The 16,180-nt window shown below is 43.0% G+C and carries 14 protein-coding genes; 4 read left to right on the top strand and 10 right to left on the bottom strand.

Annotated features, from left to right (window positions below; all coding sequences use genetic code 11):
- Positions 1–2 precede the first annotated feature (2 nt).
- Genes menH through MHO82_RS03075 form a run of 3 tightly spaced genes read right to left on the bottom strand, consistent with a single transcriptional unit; the run spans position 3 to position 3,845 of the window.
- The gene (gene menH / locus MHO82_RS03085) at positions 3–791 is read right to left on the bottom strand and encodes a 2-succinyl-6-hydroxy-2,4-cyclohexadiene-1-carboxylate synthase (protein ID WP_239182386.1); all 789 of its coding nucleotides are present in this window, start codon (positions 789–791) and stop codon (positions 3–5) included.
- Positions 775–2,502 (bottom strand): 2-succinyl-5-enolpyruvyl-6-hydroxy-3-cyclohexene-1-carboxylic-acid synthase, encoded by a 1,728-nt coding sequence (gene menD / locus MHO82_RS03080; protein WP_239182385.1) that lies wholly within the window; start codon positions 2,500–2,502, stop codon positions 775–777. The genes menH and menD overlap by 17 nt, the downstream gene beginning before the upstream one ends.
- A gap of 11 nt (positions 2,503–2,513) precedes the next feature.
- Positions 2,514–3,845: an isochorismate synthase gene (locus MHO82_RS03075; protein ID WP_239182384.1), complete on the bottom strand. Its 1,332-nt coding sequence runs from the start codon at positions 3,843–3,845 to the stop codon at positions 2,514–2,516.
- A 269-nt stretch (positions 3,846–4,114) separates the two neighbouring features.
- Between MHO82_RS03075 and MHO82_RS03070 the strand changes: the two genes are divergently transcribed.
- The 3 genes from MHO82_RS03070 (at position 4,115) to MHO82_RS03060 (ending at position 7,458) form a co-directional block, all read left to right on the top strand.
- Positions 4,115–5,329 (top strand): pyridoxal phosphate-dependent aminotransferase, encoded by a 1,215-nt coding sequence (locus MHO82_RS03070; protein ID WP_239182383.1) that lies wholly within the window; start codon positions 4,115–4,117, stop codon positions 5,327–5,329.
- A gap of 147 nt (positions 5,330–5,476) precedes the next feature.
- Entirely contained in the window at positions 5,477–6,061 is a 585-nt protein-coding gene (gene yfbR, locus MHO82_RS03065; protein ID WP_239182382.1) for a 5'-deoxynucleotidase, read from the top strand.
- Positions 6,062–6,090: 29 nt separating this feature from the next.
- A complete protein-coding gene (locus MHO82_RS03060; protein WP_239182692.1) occupies positions 6,091–7,458 on the top strand; it encodes an anti-phage deoxyguanosine triphosphatase in 1,368 nt (455 codons plus the stop codon).
- Positions 7,459–7,473: 15 nt separating this feature from the next.
- Here the strand turns inward: MHO82_RS03060 and MHO82_RS03055 are convergent, their stop codons facing one another.
- On the bottom strand, positions 7,474–8,085 hold the full coding sequence (locus MHO82_RS03055; protein ID WP_239182381.1) for a DTW domain-containing protein: 612 nt from the start codon (positions 8,083–8,085) through the stop codon (positions 7,474–7,476).
- A gap of 12 nt (positions 8,086–8,097) precedes the next feature.
- On the opposite strand from MHO82_RS03055, the gene rrtA reads away from it, so the two are divergent.
- Entirely contained in the window at positions 8,098–8,655 is a 558-nt protein-coding gene (gene rrtA / locus MHO82_RS03050; protein ID WP_239182380.1) for a rhombosortase, read from the top strand.
- Here the strand turns inward: rrtA and MHO82_RS03045 are convergent.
- The 6 genes from MHO82_RS03045 to clpP form a co-directional block, all read right to left on the bottom strand.
- On the bottom strand, positions 8,652–8,972 hold the full coding sequence (locus MHO82_RS03045; protein WP_239182379.1) for a ComEA family DNA-binding protein: 321 nt from the start codon (positions 8,970–8,972) through the stop codon (positions 8,652–8,654). The genes rrtA and MHO82_RS03045 overlap by 4 nt on opposite strands.
- 137 nt (positions 8,973–9,109) lie before the next feature.
- Complete coding sequence (gene ppiD / locus MHO82_RS03040) at positions 9,110–10,981, bottom strand: peptidylprolyl isomerase (RefSeq protein ID WP_239182378.1); 1,872 nt, start codon at positions 10,979–10,981, stop codon at positions 9,110–9,112.
- A 206-nt stretch (positions 10,982–11,187) separates the two neighbouring features.
- Positions 11,188–11,475 (bottom strand): nucleoid-associated protein HU-beta, encoded by a 288-nt coding sequence (gene hupB, locus MHO82_RS03035; RefSeq protein WP_343299945.1) that lies wholly within the window; start codon positions 11,473–11,475, stop codon positions 11,188–11,190.
- Positions 11,476–11,639: 164 nt separating this feature from the next.
- Positions 11,640–14,012, bottom strand: a complete 2,373-nt coding sequence (lon, locus tag MHO82_RS03030; protein WP_239182376.1) for an endopeptidase La — start codon at positions 14,010–14,012, stop codon at positions 11,640–11,642.
- A 136-nt stretch (positions 14,013–14,148) separates the two neighbouring features.
- Positions 14,149–15,429: an ATP-dependent protease ATP-binding subunit ClpX gene (clpX, locus tag MHO82_RS03025; protein WP_239182375.1), complete on the bottom strand. Its 1,281-nt coding sequence runs from the start codon at positions 15,427–15,429 to the stop codon at positions 14,149–14,151.
- An 88-nt stretch (positions 15,430–15,517) separates the two neighbouring features.
- A complete protein-coding gene (clpP, locus tag MHO82_RS03020; protein WP_239182374.1) occupies positions 15,518–16,141 on the bottom strand; it encodes an ATP-dependent Clp endopeptidase proteolytic subunit ClpP in 624 nt (207 codons plus the stop codon).
- Positions 16,142–16,180 lie beyond the last annotated feature (39 nt).

The raw sequence follows: 16,180 nt of genomic DNA, 5'->3' as shown, positions 1-16,180 counted from the left end.
ATCTAGTCCAACTGTTTAATAAATTGTGTGAGTAACTGACTAAATACTTCTGGTTGCTCAACATGTACGTTATGACCGGCCTTTTCGACAACGTGATAACTGAGCTCGCTGCGCTTAACCAGATCCTGAAATTTTTTATCGTTACTGCCGCATACATAGAAAATAGGGCTGCGGCTTACTCGTAGCAGAGGCAGTAAAAAAGCCTGTTTTGCTAATGAAGTCGCCTTCAGCATTGAAGCAACATATGCCCCCAGATTAGCACTACGTTTGGTGATTAATATTTGTCTTTGCGCATGATTTAATGAAGAAAAGACAGCTTGTTGATACCAATCGGACAAAACCTGTTCAATCCGTTCCCCCTCAAAGCGAGCAGCCCAAAGACAATCATTCGCCCATCTTGCTTCCTTTTCTGGCTCAGAGTCTAAGCCAAAATGGCCACCTTCAAGCACCACACCTTTAATACAAGGTTGGTGCTCTTCTTCCGCTTTGACTACCAATTGCATCGCCAATCGCGCCCCCAATGAGTAACCCACAAAAATCACATTATGGATACCCCGTGCTTTTAACGTATCGAGGATCAATTGCAGGGTATGCTCTGCACTGTCCGTTTTAACGTATTTACTACCTCCATGCCCGGGTAAATCCAAGGCTAAGCAATAATGATGTCGACTGAGCTGCGACAATACTGGAGCCCAGTCTTTACTTGAACCCAGTAGGCCATGTAAAAAAACAACGACAGACTCAGAACCACTCTTAGAAGGAAGCCCATAAGTTTCAAAGTAAAGTGGCATTTTTCACCTCTTCGAATAGAGACTTCAAATCCCGGCCAGCCTCACCTGCTGGGGTTTGTATTTCCACCAGCAACGGTTTTTTCGCAGAAGCAAGGCCTACACAAATCCCTTCAATCGCATCACTCATCTTTTCTGGCTTTAAATAATCCAATCCAAACATGGCTGCCGCATGAGAAAACTCAAACCCATGAGGCATTCGATACAACTGCTCTTTTTTAGCATCAGGCACGGGCAGCATGTCAAAAATGCCACCTCCATCATTGTTTAAAACAACAATCACAAGAGGGTGTTCAACATTGGCCAATAGGGCTAACGAATTTAAATCGTACAGTAATGACGTATCCCCAAGGACACACAGCAACGGCTTTTGTAGCCCCTGCTGCACACCAGCAGCGGTAGCAATCAGACCATCAATACCTGATGCCCCTCGATTGGTATACACAGGGACAGGTCGTAAATCACTGACCATATCCACTAAGCGTACAATTAGGCTGTTACCAAGAAACAAAGCATACTCAGTAGTTAGGCAATCATTTAGCTGAGCGGCAAAGCGAAGCTCAGTCAATGCTTCAGGATTTTCATCAAAAGAAAGCAACGATTTAATCGATAAACGCTCATATTTCAATGAATCCGCCCAGCCACCAGCATAGCCCTTTCCATTAACAGAATAAGCATTCAACCATTGTTGGGAAGATAAGAGAAAACGATGAAGTGAATGATGATGAGGATCTAATTGACCTAAATGCTCATCAATTAAACCATAAAACTGCCACTGCTGAGCCGCAATAAATTGCCCTAACCGCTTGGACACTAAACGAGATCCAAACTGGATCAATACGTCCGCCTGAGACAAATGTTCACGACATGTAGGATTTTGTAGCCATAAATCAAAGTGGGCCCACTCGCTACTTCCCCCTGCTTGTGGGTCCACCAATATTGGCCATCCTAATTGTTTCGCAAACACCTTAATGGCTGACAATTCGCCCGGCTTTACATTACCGACAACAATCATGCCTTTTTTCATTGTAAGCGCAGCCCACTCCTCATTTGAAAGTAACAAGCTGCCTTCAGAGGGAAGAGAGATATTTAAGTAAGGTACGCTTTGTTCACTCCATGAAGACACGCTTTGTAAATACGACGAAAAATCGGCATCACCACCATATAAAGGCTCAGGGTAAGGGCAGTTGATATGAATTGAACCACCTTGCTGGCGTTGAACCTGATAAGCTTGATCAACCGAGGTGAGCAACCAATTTGGTGTAATAGACAAATGCGGAACAGGTAAATTTACGGCTGAGCACACATGCTGAGAAAAGATGCCCAATTGATGAATGGCCTGGTTGGCTCCACAACCGATTAACTCCGGGGGCCGATCGGACGTCAGTAATACCAGTTTTTCTTTAGTTAATGCTGATTCGCACACCGCAGGCAGCAGATTAGCAACAGCGGTACCGGAAGTCACAATAATAGCAACAGGCTCTTGTGTTGTTTTCGCTAAGCCAAGTGCAAAAAAACCTAATCCTCGCTCATCAAAATGATGGTGAATCGTTAACTTATTATTTTCTTCCGCCGCCAGAGTCAATGGCGTTGAACGTGATCCTGGCGCTAAACACACATGCTCAACACCTAATCTGGCTAGCTCTTCTAAAATCAGTTTGGCCCATAAGCGGTTTAGCGGAGCTTGGAGCTCGCATTCCTGCTGGTTAATCATGATCCCCTCCTTTACGCTAGCTTTTGAGCAGAAAGGACTTCTTCCGGCTCAATCAGAGTGAGCAGAGTTGACATTTTACGGTCTAACTCTTGCCATTCACTGTGCGCCTGAGAGCCCGGTACAATACCTGCTCCGGCAAATAAATGAAGTTCATCATCCATCACTAAAGCACTGCGAATAGCAACGCAAAACTCACTTCGCTCATCACCTAAAAAGCCCATCGCTCCACTATACCAGCCACGAGAAAAAGGCTCATTATCAGCAATAAAATTCAACGCAGGCTCTCTCGGCAACCCTGCGATGGCGGCTGTTGGCTGAAGGCTATCCAATAAACTAATATCATTTGAACCAGAAGAAAGGTGCCCTGAAATGGCTCTCTTTAAATGCTGTACCTTACGAAGCTTGACCAACTCAGGCTCTTGAGCGATGTCCAATATGGAGCACTGTGGATCTAGCCGACTGACAATGTCGTCCACAACCAAACGGTTCTCATAACGGTTCTTTTCATCGTTGATCAACCACGATGCGAGCTTATTGTCTTCTGCAATGCTCTCCCCCCGTCCAATAGTTCCAGCAAGGGCTTCTGTGTGTATATCCGATCCATTACGTACGTATAAACGCTCCGGTGTGGAGCCAATGAAGCAGTGCTTCTCATCTAACGCCATCATAAAGTGAAAACTATGACTATTTGACTGACGACTGGCCTTTAAAAACTGCGCGGATGATAACGGACGACTCAGTTTTAAGGTGGTTTTCCGCGCCAATACAACTTTGTCAAATACACGTTGAGAGATCGCATCCAGCGCCCCATTTACCATTGAAGACCAACCTGAAAAATCAGGCTCATGCACTTGAGAAAGCACTCGGCACTGCAGCCCTGCTAACGGCGTTACATTATCTGACAATGTACTTAAGGTTTCTTGAACGTCTGTATTATCTGCACTTAAATTGGCCACCAATTGCCACCGGTCATTACATCTTGAAAGCTCTAATTGCGGTAAAAAGAAAAAAGAAGATAAACAACGTCGATTACGAGCAGTGCGGCCATCAAAAGATCGCCCTCCCCATATCCGTTGACCTTTGGCTAATACCGACTTAGCCGCAGAAGGATCCATAAAGGTTTTCAACTGCCCTAGTGCTACCACCTCATCTCGACCATCACGAGATTGCCAATAAAATTTAGGGAAAATAGGCTGTGCTTCTAGCCAATCAATTAAGCTATTTTCTTTAAATGGGCTTAACTGAACCACAGCTTGGGTTTGCTCTGGCTGGGCTGAGTCTATTTTTTGTTGTAACGATCTAATCGCGCTCTGTAAAGCAGACAAAATACCTTCTCTCAACATGAACTAAGCCTCAGGTTTTGATGTTAGGTCTTGCCTTCATTATTCACGCTAAAAGGATACCTGCTTTGTTTCTTATCAATTTCCACCAAGAAAATACGATTTCTGAGGAAAAAAATACGAAAATCATGTGCAACAAGGATTTATTCTGATTTTAGGATTAAATTTCACCATCAGTGATTTTTCATGATTTATTCCTGAAAATCCGTTCTCACAAGGTTCTAAATAGTGTAATTTGGAGGTAATCACTCTAATTACATCAGGTAAAATAAATGCATAATATTGGGATGTCATCAAAACTCAATAGTGTCTGCTACGATATTCGCGGTCCAGTACTCAAACATGCTAAGCGTCTCGAAGAAGAGGGGCATAAAATTCTAAAGCTGAATATTGGTAACCCCGCCCCATTTGGCTTCGACGCCCCTGATGAAATCCTCGTTGATGTGATCCGAAACTTACCAACATCTCAAGGCTATTGTGATTCAAAAGGCATTTACTCGGCACGTAAAGCCGTCGTTCAGCATTACCAAAAACGCGGTTTGCTCGATCTTGAAGTGGAAGATGTTTATATCGGTAATGGCGCATCAGAGCTGATAGTAATGGCGATGCAAGCGTTGCTAAACAATGGTGATGAAATGCTCGTCCCGGCACCTGACTACCCATTATGGACGGCCGCAGTGTCGCTTTCTGGTGGTAACCCTGTCCATTACATCTGTGATGAAGAGTCAGACTGGTACCCAGATCTTGACGATATTAAGCGAAAAATCACACCGCAAACTAAGGGAATTGTTTTAATCAATCCAAACAATCCAACAGGTGCGGTATATAGCCGAGATTTCCTACTCGAAATCGTTGAGATTGCACGCCAGCATAAATTGATTATTTTTGCTGATGAGATTTACGACAAAGTCCTTTACGACGGTGCCACTCACACCTCCATTGCAACCCTATCCGATGACGTACTTACCGTTACCTTTAATGGCCTATCGAAAGCGTATCGTGTATGTGGATTCCGTGGTGGCTGGATGTTCCTATCTGGTCCGAAACATGTGGCAAAAGGCTACATTGACGGTTTAGAAATGCTGGCCTCAATGCGGCTGTGCGCAAATGTCCCTATGCAGCACGCGATTCAAACTGCGCTTGGTGGCTATCAAAGTATCAATGAATTGATTTTACCCGGTGGGCGCTTATTAGAACAACGTGATAAAGCATATGATCTCATCACTCAGATCCCTGGTATCACGTGTGTGAAGCCCAAAGGCGCCATGTACTTATTCCCTAAGATTGATCAAAAAATGTATAACATTAAAGACGATCAAAAAATGGTACTCGACTTTTTAATCCAAGAGAAAGTGCTATTAGTACAAGGTACAGGCTTTAACTGGCCAAAACCCGATCACTTCCGTATTGTGACTCTACCTCGCGTAGATGATTTAGAAATGGCTATTGGACGTCTCGAACACTTCCTACATAGTTACCGACAATAACAGTTCAACGTTAAGGCTCTCATTCAGAGCCTTAACGTTTTCTCGCCAAGCCCTTCCTTCCTAGAATCCTTTTGATTTAACCTAAATTTCTATTATTCCTGTGTTATCTTAAATAGATAAGATTCATTTCAATCTAAGAGGCAACCAATGCAGCAAAGCCACTTTTTTGCCCATTTAGCCAGAATGAGGCTCATTCAACGCTGGCCTTTAATGAGAAGTATATCTACTGAGAACATTTCTGAGCACAGCCTACAGGTAGCCTTTGTTGCTCATGCATTGGCACTGATCAAAAATAAAAAGTTTTCAGGTAACCTTAATCCAGAACGAATTGCGCTACTGGGTATGTTCCACGATACCAGCGAAGTTCTCACCGGAGACCTGCCTACCCCCATAAAATACTTCAATCCTGATATTGCCAAGGAATATAAAAAAATAGAGTTAGCCGCCGAGAAAAAGCTGCTTTCCATGCTGCCAGAAGAATTTCAAGACGATTATCAATGCCTATTAGTCAGTGAAAAAATTGCTCCTGAAGATCAGGCCATCGTAAAACAGGCCGATAGTCTGTGTGCTTACTTAAAATGTTTAGAAGAGCTTTCCGCAGGTAATCATGAGTTTGAACAAGCAAAAGCACGTTTAGAGCGAACTCTAGAGCAAAGAAAAAGCCCAGAAATGGATTATTTTTTGGCAACATTTGCCAACAGTTTTAGCTTAACTTTGGATGAAATTAGTTAATGCCCAATAACATGCAGACACTTGAAAACATGGATTTATCCACATTAAATACGGTCTGGGAACAGCGAATTGATAATGAAAAAAAGCTGCGTCGTAATGATCACCGCAGTGTCTTTCAGCGTGATCGCGCACGTATTTTACATTCTGCGGCCTTTCGTCGCCTACAAGCCAAAACCCAAGTACTAGGTGCGGGATTAAATGACTTTTATCGAACTCGCTTAACTCATTCCCTTGAAGCATCACAACTAGGTACGGGAATCGTCGCTCAGCTCAAGATCCGTCAGCCTGAATTTCAAGCTTTGTTTCCTTCAACTAGCTTAATGGAGAGCTTATGTTTAGCTCATGACATCGGTCACCCACCTTTTGGTCACGGTGGTGAAGTCGCCCTCAACTACATGATGCGAGATCATGGTGGCTTTGAAGGAAATGCCCAAACCTTACGTATCGTCAGCAAACTAGAACCCTACACACTAGATTATGGTATGAATCTCGCTAGGCGAACCTTACTAGGGTTACTCAAATACCCGGCGTTTATTTCGCAAACCCACGCAGAACAAAGAGCGCCTGATGTCACTAACTATCGTCATTTAAAAGCCAAAGATTGGCACCCTGCTAAAGGGGTCTATCAACAAGACAGTGATATTTTAACTTGGATCACCGAGCCTCTATCGACTTCCGACCAAACCCTTTTAGGCACCATGCGCTACCAAGCCAAAGATCCGTTTCTGCACGCCAAAACACGCTTTAAGTCTTTCGATTGTTCCATTATGGAGCTGGCCGATGACATCGCCTATGGTGTGCATGATTTAGAGGACGCTATCGTGATGGGCATTGTGACCCGAAACCAGTGGCAAGAAGCGGTTGCCAGTAAACTTGCTGACTGTGGAGATAACTGGTTTGAAACTCACATTCATGAAATAAGTGACAAACTATTTTCTGGGCTTCATCATCAGCGAAAAGACGCCATCGGCGCAATCGTCAATGCGCTTCTGACTGAAATAAGTATTCAAAAAACCACGCATGAAAGTGAAATACCCTTTGAGTCCCCGCTACTGTACTGGAATGCCATGTTAAGTGCCCCTATGGCTTATGCGCTAGAAACACTAAAACGTTTTGTCAGTACCTATGTAGTGCAAATCCCGGAAGTACAACTACTGGAATACAAAGGCCAGCAGCTTATCATGGAGTTGTTTGATGCATTCAGTGCTGATCCTGAACGATTACTACCAGAGGAAAGCCGACAAACTTGGCTCACAATGTGCGAACAAGAGGGAAATGGGCACAGAATCATTGCCGATTACATTTCATCAATGACAGATGGCTACGCCCAACGCTTATATGCTCAGCTTTTCTCCCCTGGAACTGAATCATCACTTGGGTTAGTTGGTGTTAACTAGTCAACTTGCATTCTGCTAGCGAGAGTAATTTTTTTCAAAGACTCCCGCTGGCATTTGTTTAATCTGAAACTCAATCATGTGATTAAAGGCTTCCAGTAATGGTTGAAAATACTCAGTTTGTTCAGGCTCTAACGCACATAGGGAATGATAACCAGCCTCCACCGTTGATAAGCCATTATCTTTTGGTGCCTTTCTAATTTTATAGTCCCCGAATAACTCTGGATCTAAGTGCACCATGGGTAAAGCATGTAAGTTTTTCGATACTTGCCACATTTTATAAGCTTTACGCCATGTGCCATCAAGTAAAATGACACGAATCTTTTTGTCGCTCGCCGCCTGCTTAATACCAGAAAAGCCGACACTGTGCTCACCTGGGTAAACAAGGCATGTAAGATACCCGTCTTCATACAACAAAGTATTGAGTTCAGGGTGTTCCGAAAAGTCTTCTCCAACAAAACGGCGACTATTACCCAGACTTAATGTTAAAATTCGCGCTGTTCCTATTGGCCTTCTCACCTCCGTTGGGTGCTGTAAGATAATAAGTTCTGTGCTGCTTTTAAGCGGTTTAATCCAAGCACAAATACATGCTTTTAGTGCCTTCTCACACCTATCGCAATAGCGCCCCATGAGGTTACCTTCTTGTTACGAATATTGATTGCTTTCATCAGCTTAATGGCTGTTGCCCAACTCCCACAAGTTCATGATACTTTGTTATGGCAAAGAACGCTCATTGAGCAGGGGCAATGGTGGCGAATACTAACAGGAAACCTGACACACACCAATATGTCCCATTACTTAATGAACAGTGTCGTTTTACTGCTCATATGCCAAATACATTCAAAACACCTAACAGGAAAGAAGTTATTAAAGCTGACTTGTTTTCTTTCTGCTTTCATCGGAATCTGTATCCAATTTACAGAAATCAATGCCTATGCAGGGTTATCTGGTGTACTCCATGGCCTCTTCTTATGGGGCTCTGTCAAAGACATTCAATCAGGAACCAAAAGTGGCTGGTTATTATTAATGGGAGTGTCAGTGAAAGTTGTACTAGAGCAAATATATGGCGGGGCAGCGAGTTCCGCAGAGTTAATTGAGGCTCGTGTTGCTGTCGAGGCTCACTTGGCAGGTGTGATAGGAGGAGTAATCGCCCTACTGCTTGAAAAGGCGATCACATACAAAAAAAGGGGTTTTCATTAAAACAAAATTCTTTCTTTGTTTTTTTCAATAAATGCAGGACCAATGCCTTTCACTTTTACAATATCATCCAATTGAGAAAATGGCCCGTGCAGCTCTCTATATTCAACAATCGCTAACGCCTTACTCGGGCCAATACCAACCAATAAGGTATCGAGTTCCTCTACCCCTGCTTTATTAATATTAACAACAACCTCTATCCCTTCATATTTATCCGCTTTGGTAACTTTCTCTGCGCTTGCCTCTGCATGAACAGGTACGGAAATGAGCATAAAAAAGAGAGAGCAAAATAGTGTAACAACAGTTTTCCTTAAGTGCATAAGCATTCCTTTAATATATAAAACATATAGATAGGCTAATAATTTCAGCTAAGGAAAGGTACTGTCTTTTTTATGTTTGCTCTAGAAAAACGACAGGCCGCACTAGGCGGCCTATCTGACTAACTTGTTAATTACAGTTAGTTTACTGCTTCTTCCAAAAGTGGAAAGCTAATAGTTTCATCACTACGAAGCACTTCGAGTGTCGCTGACAGCTCAAGCTGAGTTTGTGTACGAACTAAGCTCGCCGCAACTTGCTCTTGCGCTGCTTCATCAGCTTCTGTGATCACTTTATCTAGTGACACTAGCACAATATTACCCGCGTAATCTTTAGCCTGACCGTAAACAGGCTGACCTTGTTCAGGCTTCACGAAGCGGAATACATCATTGGCCAAAGGTGCACGACGGTTAATCACTTCTGATTCGCCAAATGCAAGCTCATTATCCTTCAAGAACGCTTCGCCAGAACCTGAGTTAAGTGCACTTAATGCTGCTTGAGATAGAGTAAGAGCGGCTTGCTCACCTTTTGATTGGGCAAGACGAGCCTGAACATCACCATTTACTTCCTCTAAAGGAAGAATGGTTTCATCACGGAACTCTTCTACACGAACGACAATAACGTGCTCAGGCGCGATTTCAATAACCTCTGAATTCAAACCATCTTCACGAACTTCAGGGCTAAAGATAGCCTGTTGAACTGCTGGAGCAGAAAGCACTTCAGGAGCACCACCACGAGCAAAGAACTCAGTTTTAGAAACTGTCGCATCAATCGCTAGAGCCGCATCATCTAATGAATCAGGCATTTCAAAAGCAACTTCCGCTAATGTTGTTTGCAACTCGTAGAAACGATCCACCGCTTTTTCGTCTTGAAGTTGGGCGATGATTTCCGCTTTCACTTCAGAAAATGGCTTAGTCGTTGGTTTTTCAATGTCATCAAGCTTAATGATGTGATAACCAAACTCAGACTTAACAAGACCTGAAACATCACCAGCCGCCGCAAGATCATAAGCAGCATCTTCAAAAGCTGGATCCATCACACCACGCTCAAACCAATCTAAAGCACCACCATCTTGCGCACTGAACGTATCGTCTGAGCTGTCTTTTGCAACAGCAGCAAAATCTTCACCTGCGTTTACACGATCCAGTAATGATTGCGCACGAGCTTCGTCATCACCTTCCACCATAATATGGCTTACTTTACGCTTCTCAGCTGTTGAGTATTTATCTAAGCTCTCTAAGTAATAGTCGTCTGCTTCTGCATCAGTCACTTTAACTTGAGATTTTAATGTGTTACCAGACAATTCAATGTAAGCCACTTTCACTTGCTCAGGGCGCATGAACTGCTCTTGGTTTTCATCATAATAAGCTTGAATATCTTGCTCACTGATGTCTGCATTCTCAGCAAACTTCGCTACATCAAGAGTAATCGTGCGAATTTCGCGCTGCTGAGTCTCTAGCTCACCTTGCAATGCGATTTCACTTGGTAATGCAAAATCGCTGCTTTGTAGTGCGCTAATTAGCTGTGTACGTGTCATGTCTTGACGTAAGTACTCTGCAAAACTGTCTGGTGTATAACCAGCACGACGCAAGGCAGCCGCGTAGACATCTTTATCAAATGCCCCATTATTTTGGAAGCTAGGCATAGTAACGATAGTTTGGCGTATTTGCTCATCACTAATACGCAGGCCAAGTGTGCTTGCACGCTGTTCAAGTAAAACATCGTTAACCATACGATCAAGGATATTTTGACGAAGCTGCTGCACGTATTGCGGATCACCTAGTAACGTAGAGAAGTACTCCCCTAGCTGTGATTGCATACGATTACGTTCATTTTGATACACTTGCTCAAATTCGTTACGACTAATCTCTCTATCACCTACTTTAGCCGCTATAGATTGAGTACCACCCACAAGGTAGCTACCGACACCAGCAAAAACAAACGAAAAGATAATTAGGCTGAGAATAATCTTAACTGCGAGGCCATTCGTACCTTCGCGTATTCGATCCATCATAATGTGTCGTCTCTCCTAAAAATATTGAAGTGGGCTATGGCTCTAACGAGCAATACCTATAGAGCTTAAAATAAAGAGCTCACAAAAAACCCGATATCACTAAAAATAAAAAAGCGCATCCATAACGATGCGCTAATACTCATCTAGACTATTTTACTAGTCTTACGTCAACTTTTGTAGACTTTTCAAACCCAAATAGGTTCAGATTAGTTACACGCATCTTTAAGAGCTTTACCTGCTTTAAAGCCAGGTACTTTTGCTGCCGCAATTTGGATTTCATCACCAGTTTTAGGGTTACGGCCAGTACGTGCTGCACGCTCACGAACACTAAAAGTACCAAAACCAACTAATGCAACCTGATCGCCCTCTTTTAGGGTATCTGAAACAGCTTCAATGAATGCATCAAGAGCACGTCCAGCTGAAGCTTTAGAAATATCTGCATTATCTGCAATTTTATCGACTAATTGTGACTTGTTCACTCTTCTTCCCCTTATGCACCTGCCTACCTATTTATGTAGACAGAAAATAAATCCGTATTTAAGACCTGTTAACGTATCTAACAACCCTTGCTAACAAAGGCTTTGTAACTGGTTGGTTAAGTTAGCTGCGTAAAAAAACGCTGACAAGCCTTTTCATACTTGCCAACGTTTTAAGTCCATTATTTTTGCTGCACGTCACTCTTTTCAGAAGTAACCAATTCAACCCCTAGTGGGTTATCTTGTAAAGCAATAGTAAGAACTTCATCGATCCACTGAACCGGACGCACCACTAGGTCAGCAATAACATTCGCAGGGATTTCTTCCAGATCACGTTCGTTCTCTTTCGGAATTAAAACAGTCTTAATACCGCCACGATGAGCTGCTAGCAGCTTTTCTTTCAAACCGCCAATAGGCAGAACTTCACCACGTAATGTGATCTCACCAGTCATTGCAACATCGGCACGTACAGGGTTACCGGTTAAGCTTGATACTAATGCCGTACACATAGCAATACCTGCACTTGGACCATCTTTTGGTGTTGCTCCTTCAGGGACATGCACGTGAATATCACGTTTCTCGTAAAAGTCAGAGTTAATACCCAATTTCTCAGCACGAGAACGTACAACCGTCATCGCAGCCTGAATAGACTCTTGCATCACATCGCCCAAAGAGCCAGTGTAAGCAAGTTTACCTTTACCTACCATCGCTTCTGTTTCGATAGTCAGCAAATCACCGCCAACCTCAGTCCAAGCAAGACCCGTCACCTGGCCAATTCGATTACTGTCATCTGCCTTACCGTAGTCAAAACGCTGAACACCAAGGAACTCTTTTAAGTTTTCTTGATTGATAACGACTGTCTTCAGCTCTTTATCTAACAGGATATTCTTCACAGCTTTACGACACAGTTTGGAGATCTCGCGCTCTAAACTACGCACACCAGCTTCACGAGTGTAGTAACGAATGATACCGATAATTGCGGAATCATCGATCTCAATTTCATTGTCTTTTAAGCCATTACGCTTAATCTGCTTCGTCAGCAGGTGGCGCTTCGCAATGTTCAGTTTTTCATCTTCGGTATAGCCCGATAGACGAATCACTTCCATACGATCCAATAACGGACCTGGAATGTTCATTGAATTAGATGTCGCAACAAACATAACATCAGACAAATCGTAATCTACTTCTAAGTAGTGATCACTAAATGCATTGTTCTGCTCTGGATCAAGAACCTCAAGCAGAGCCGATGCCGGGTCACCGCGCATATCTGAAGACATTTTATCGATTTCATCAAGAAGGAATAGCGGGTTTTTCACCTCAACTTTTGCCATCTTCTGAACTAGCTTACCAGGCAAAGATCCAATGTAAGTACGACGGTGACCACGAATTTCTGCTTCATCACGCACGCCACCAAGAGCCATACGCGTGTATTTACGCCCAGTTGCTCGTGCAATTGACTGACCTAAAGATGTTTTACCTACACCTGGAGGACCAACCAAACATAGGATTGGACCTTTTAGTTTATTTACTCGGTTTTGAACCGCTAAATACTCTAAAATACGCTCTTTAACGCGCTCTAAGCCATAATGGTCTTGATCTAGAACTTCTTCAGCCTTCGCTAAGTTTTTCTTAACTTTAGAGCGTTTAAACCAAGGAACACTGATCATCCAGTCGATGTAACTGCGAACTACCGTCGCTTCAGCTGACATCGGAGACATCATTTTCAGCTTTTGAAGTTCTTGCTCTGCTTTCTCTTTTGCTTCAGCAGACATTTTTGCTTCTTCGATTTTCAGCTTCAGAGCTTCAAATTCATCAGGAGCATCATCAAGTTCACCCAACTCTTTCTGAATGGCTTTCATTTGCTCATTCAGGTAGTACTCACGCTGACTCTTTTCCATTTGCTTCTTAACGCGACCGCGAATGCGCTTTTCAACTTGAAGCAAATCGATTTCAGATTCCATCATACCCATTAAGAATTCTAGACGCTCATTCACATCTACAATCTCAAGTACCTGCTGTTTATCAGCAAGCTTTAATGGCATATGAGCAGCAATGGTGTCGGCAAGGCGTGCTGCCTCTTCAATACCATTTAAAGAAGTCAGAACTTCTGGCGGGATCTTTTTGTTAAGCTTTATAAAGCCTTCGAACTGATTAATTGCAGTACGAACAACCACTTCTTGTTCGCGCTCATCAATTTCAGGCGTGATCAAATATTCAGCTTCTGCTGAAAAGAAATCGCCTTCAATGAAGTGATTAATTTGAGCTCGTTGTTGACCTTCAACCAATACTTTTACAGTACCATCTGGCAATTTTAATAACTGCAAAATGGAGGCAATGGTACCTACATCGTATAAGTCATCAATTTCTGGCTCATCGGTAGCCGCTTCTTTTTGGGCTACTAGTAAAATCTGCTTGTTAGCATCCATCGCAGCTTCTAAGCAACGAATAGATTTATCCCGGCCCACAAAAAGTGGGATTACCATATGCGGATATACCACAACATCACGCAGCGGCAGAACCGGAATCTCGATGCGTTCGGAACGCTCCAGGTTCATATTATTCTCTCTTCCGTTCGGGGCTCTTTCTGAGTATATGGGGGCTTAGTGGTAAGATTCAACGACATAACGAACAATAAATGAAAAAGGAGGCGAAAGCCCCCTTTTATTTCCGCTAGATTGGTTAAATTACAATCTATTCAGCACCTGCTGCTTGATTATCGTTATTTTCATAAATCAATAATGGCTCAGATTCACCATTAATTACTGACTCATCAATAACAACTTTACTTACGTTCTCAGCTGACGGAAGCTCATACATTGTATTAAGCAGTACGCCTTCTAGAATAGAACGCAGGCCACGAGCACCCGTTTTACGCTCCATTGCTTTTTTCGCAATAGCCGTAAGTGCATCATCACGGAATTCAAGCTCTGCGCCTTCTAGATCAAATAACGCGCCGTATTGCTTGGTAAGTGCATTTTTAGGTTCACATAGAATTTGAACTAATGCGTCTTCATCAAGCTCACCCAGAGTAGTAGTTACTGGTAAACGACCAATAAACTCAGGGATTAAACCGTATTTAACCAGATCTTCAGGCTCAACTTTCTTGAAAAGATCACTCAGGGTTGTTGTTTCATTCTTAGAACGAACATCAGCACCAAAGCCAATTCCAGTACCCGTTGCGACACGTTGGTCCACAACTTTGTCTAGACCGGCAAATGCACCACCACAGATGAATAAGATCTTAGAAGTGTCTACTTGTAAGAACTCTTGTTGTGGATGCTTACGGCCACCTTGTGGCGGAACCGATGCCACAGTACCCTCAATTAACTTCAAGAGTGCTTGCTGAACCCCTTCGCCAGATACATCTCGAGTGATCGATGGATTATCTGATTTACGAGAGATTTTATCGATCTCATCAATGTAAACGATACCGCGCTCTGCCTTTGCGACATCGTAGTCACATTTTTGCAGAAGCTTCTGGATGATGTTTTCAACGTCTTCACCAACATAACCAGCCTCGGTTAATGTTGTGGCATCCGCCATAGTGAATGGAACATCAAGAAAACGCGCTAACGTTTCTGCCAGTAGTGTTTTACCACTACCTGTTGGGCCAATTAACAAGATGTTGCTTTTACCTAACTCAACACCATCGCTGTTAGTATCGCCATTGCGAAGACGTTTGTAGTGGTTATATACCGCTACCGCCAAAACTTTCTTGGCGTGATCTTGCCCAATAACGTAGTCATCAAGGTGTTCACGAATTTCACGAGGTACAGGTAGCTCGCTACTATCTCGTTTAGGCAGTACATCTTTTATTTCTTCACGGATGATATCGTTGCAAAGATCAACACACTCATCACAAATATAAACAGATGGACCAGCAATCAGCTTGCGAACTTCGTGTTGGCTCTTGCCGCAGAAAGAGCAATAAAGCAACTTACCGCTGCTTCCCTCTTTTCGCTTATCTGTCATTCGCTAACCTCTTTAGCTATTGCCTATAATCTTTGTTTTGAGTTTATAACAATTAAATCAAATTTGCCGCCTTAAGCAGCAAACTAATTTAGTCGCGTTTGTTCAAAACAGCATCAACCAAACCATACTCTACAGCATCATCGGCAGACATAAAGTTATCACGATCAGTATCACGTTCAATAACTTCAAGTGGCTGGCCAGTATGATCAGCAAGTAATGTGTTTAGCTTATTTTTAATAGATAGAATTTCTTGAGCGTGAATTTGAATATCCGAGGCTTGGCCTTGGAAACCACCAAGTGGTTGGTGAATCATCACTCGAGAATTAGGCAGACAGTAACGCTTACCTTTTTCACCACCCGCCAGTAAGAAAGCCCCCATAGAACAAGCTTGTCCCATGCACACGGTACTTACATTTGGTTTAATGAACTGCATCGTGTCGTAAATAGACATACCAGCAGTTACTGAACCACCTGGAGAGTTAATGTAAAGGAAGATGTCTTTATCTGGATTCTCAGATTCAAGAAAAAGAAGTTGAGCAACCACAAGGTTTGCCATGTGATCTTCAACTTGCCCTGTTAAAAAGATAACGCGTTCTTTCAACAAGCGGGAATAGATATCGTAAGAGCGCTCACCACGAGAAGTCTGCTCGACTACCATTGGAACCAGCGCGTCTACGATTGGAGACATTGCATTTTTTTCTTGGTAGCTCATAACGTTATATCCCTAAAATAAATGGTCCGAATGAAACAC

Source organism: Vibrio sp. Of7-15, assembly GCF_022347565.1.
Lineage (GTDB): Bacteria > Pseudomonadota > Gammaproteobacteria > Enterobacterales > Vibrionaceae > NORP241.
The sequence above is the reverse complement of the archived record's forward strand: the minus strand, read 5'-3'. Positions and strand labels throughout refer to the sequence as shown.

Excerpts from the sequence above, each read along its gene's own strand:
- yfbR (WP_239182382.1), top strand. The coding sequence starts at position 5,477 with ATGCAGCAAAGCCACTTTTTTGCCCATTTAGCCAGAATGAGGCTCATT.
- menD (WP_239182385.1), bottom strand. The coding sequence starts at position 2,502 with ATGATTAACCAGCAGGAATGCGAGCTCCAAGCTCCGCTAAACCGCTTA.
- clpX (WP_239182375.1), bottom strand. The coding sequence starts at position 15,429 with ATGACAGATAAGCGAAAAGAGGGAAGCAGCGGTAAGTTGCTTTATTGC.
- MHO82_RS03075 (WP_239182384.1), bottom strand. The coding sequence starts at position 3,845 with ATGTTGAGAGAAGGTATTTTGTCTGCTTTACAGAGCGCGATTAGATCG.
- ppiD (WP_239182378.1), bottom strand. The coding sequence starts at position 10,981 with ATGATGGATCGAATACGCGAAGGTACGAATGGCCTCGCAGTTAAGATT.
- menH (WP_239182386.1), bottom strand. The coding sequence starts at position 791 with ATGCCACTTTACTTTGAAACTTATGGGCTTCCTTCTAAGAGTGGTTCT.
- MHO82_RS03045 (WP_239182379.1), bottom strand. The coding sequence starts at position 8,972 with ATGCACTTAAGGAAAACTGTTGTTACACTATTTTGCTCTCTCTTTTTT.
- clpP (WP_239182374.1), bottom strand. The coding sequence starts at position 16,141 with ATGAGCTACCAAGAAAAAAATGCAATGTCTCCAATCGTAGACGCGCTG.
- MHO82_RS03055 (WP_239182381.1), bottom strand. The coding sequence starts at position 8,085 with ATGGGGCGCTATTGCGATAGGTGTGAGAAGGCACTAAAAGCATGTATT.
- MHO82_RS03070 (WP_239182383.1), top strand. The coding sequence starts at position 4,115 with ATGCATAATATTGGGATGTCATCAAAACTCAATAGTGTCTGCTACGAT.
- MHO82_RS03060 (WP_239182692.1), top strand. The coding sequence starts at position 6,091 with ATGGATTTATCCACATTAAATACGGTCTGGGAACAGCGAATTGATAAT.
- lon (WP_239182376.1), bottom strand. The coding sequence starts at position 14,012 with ATGAACCTGGAGCGTTCCGAACGCATCGAGATTCCGGTTCTGCCGCTG.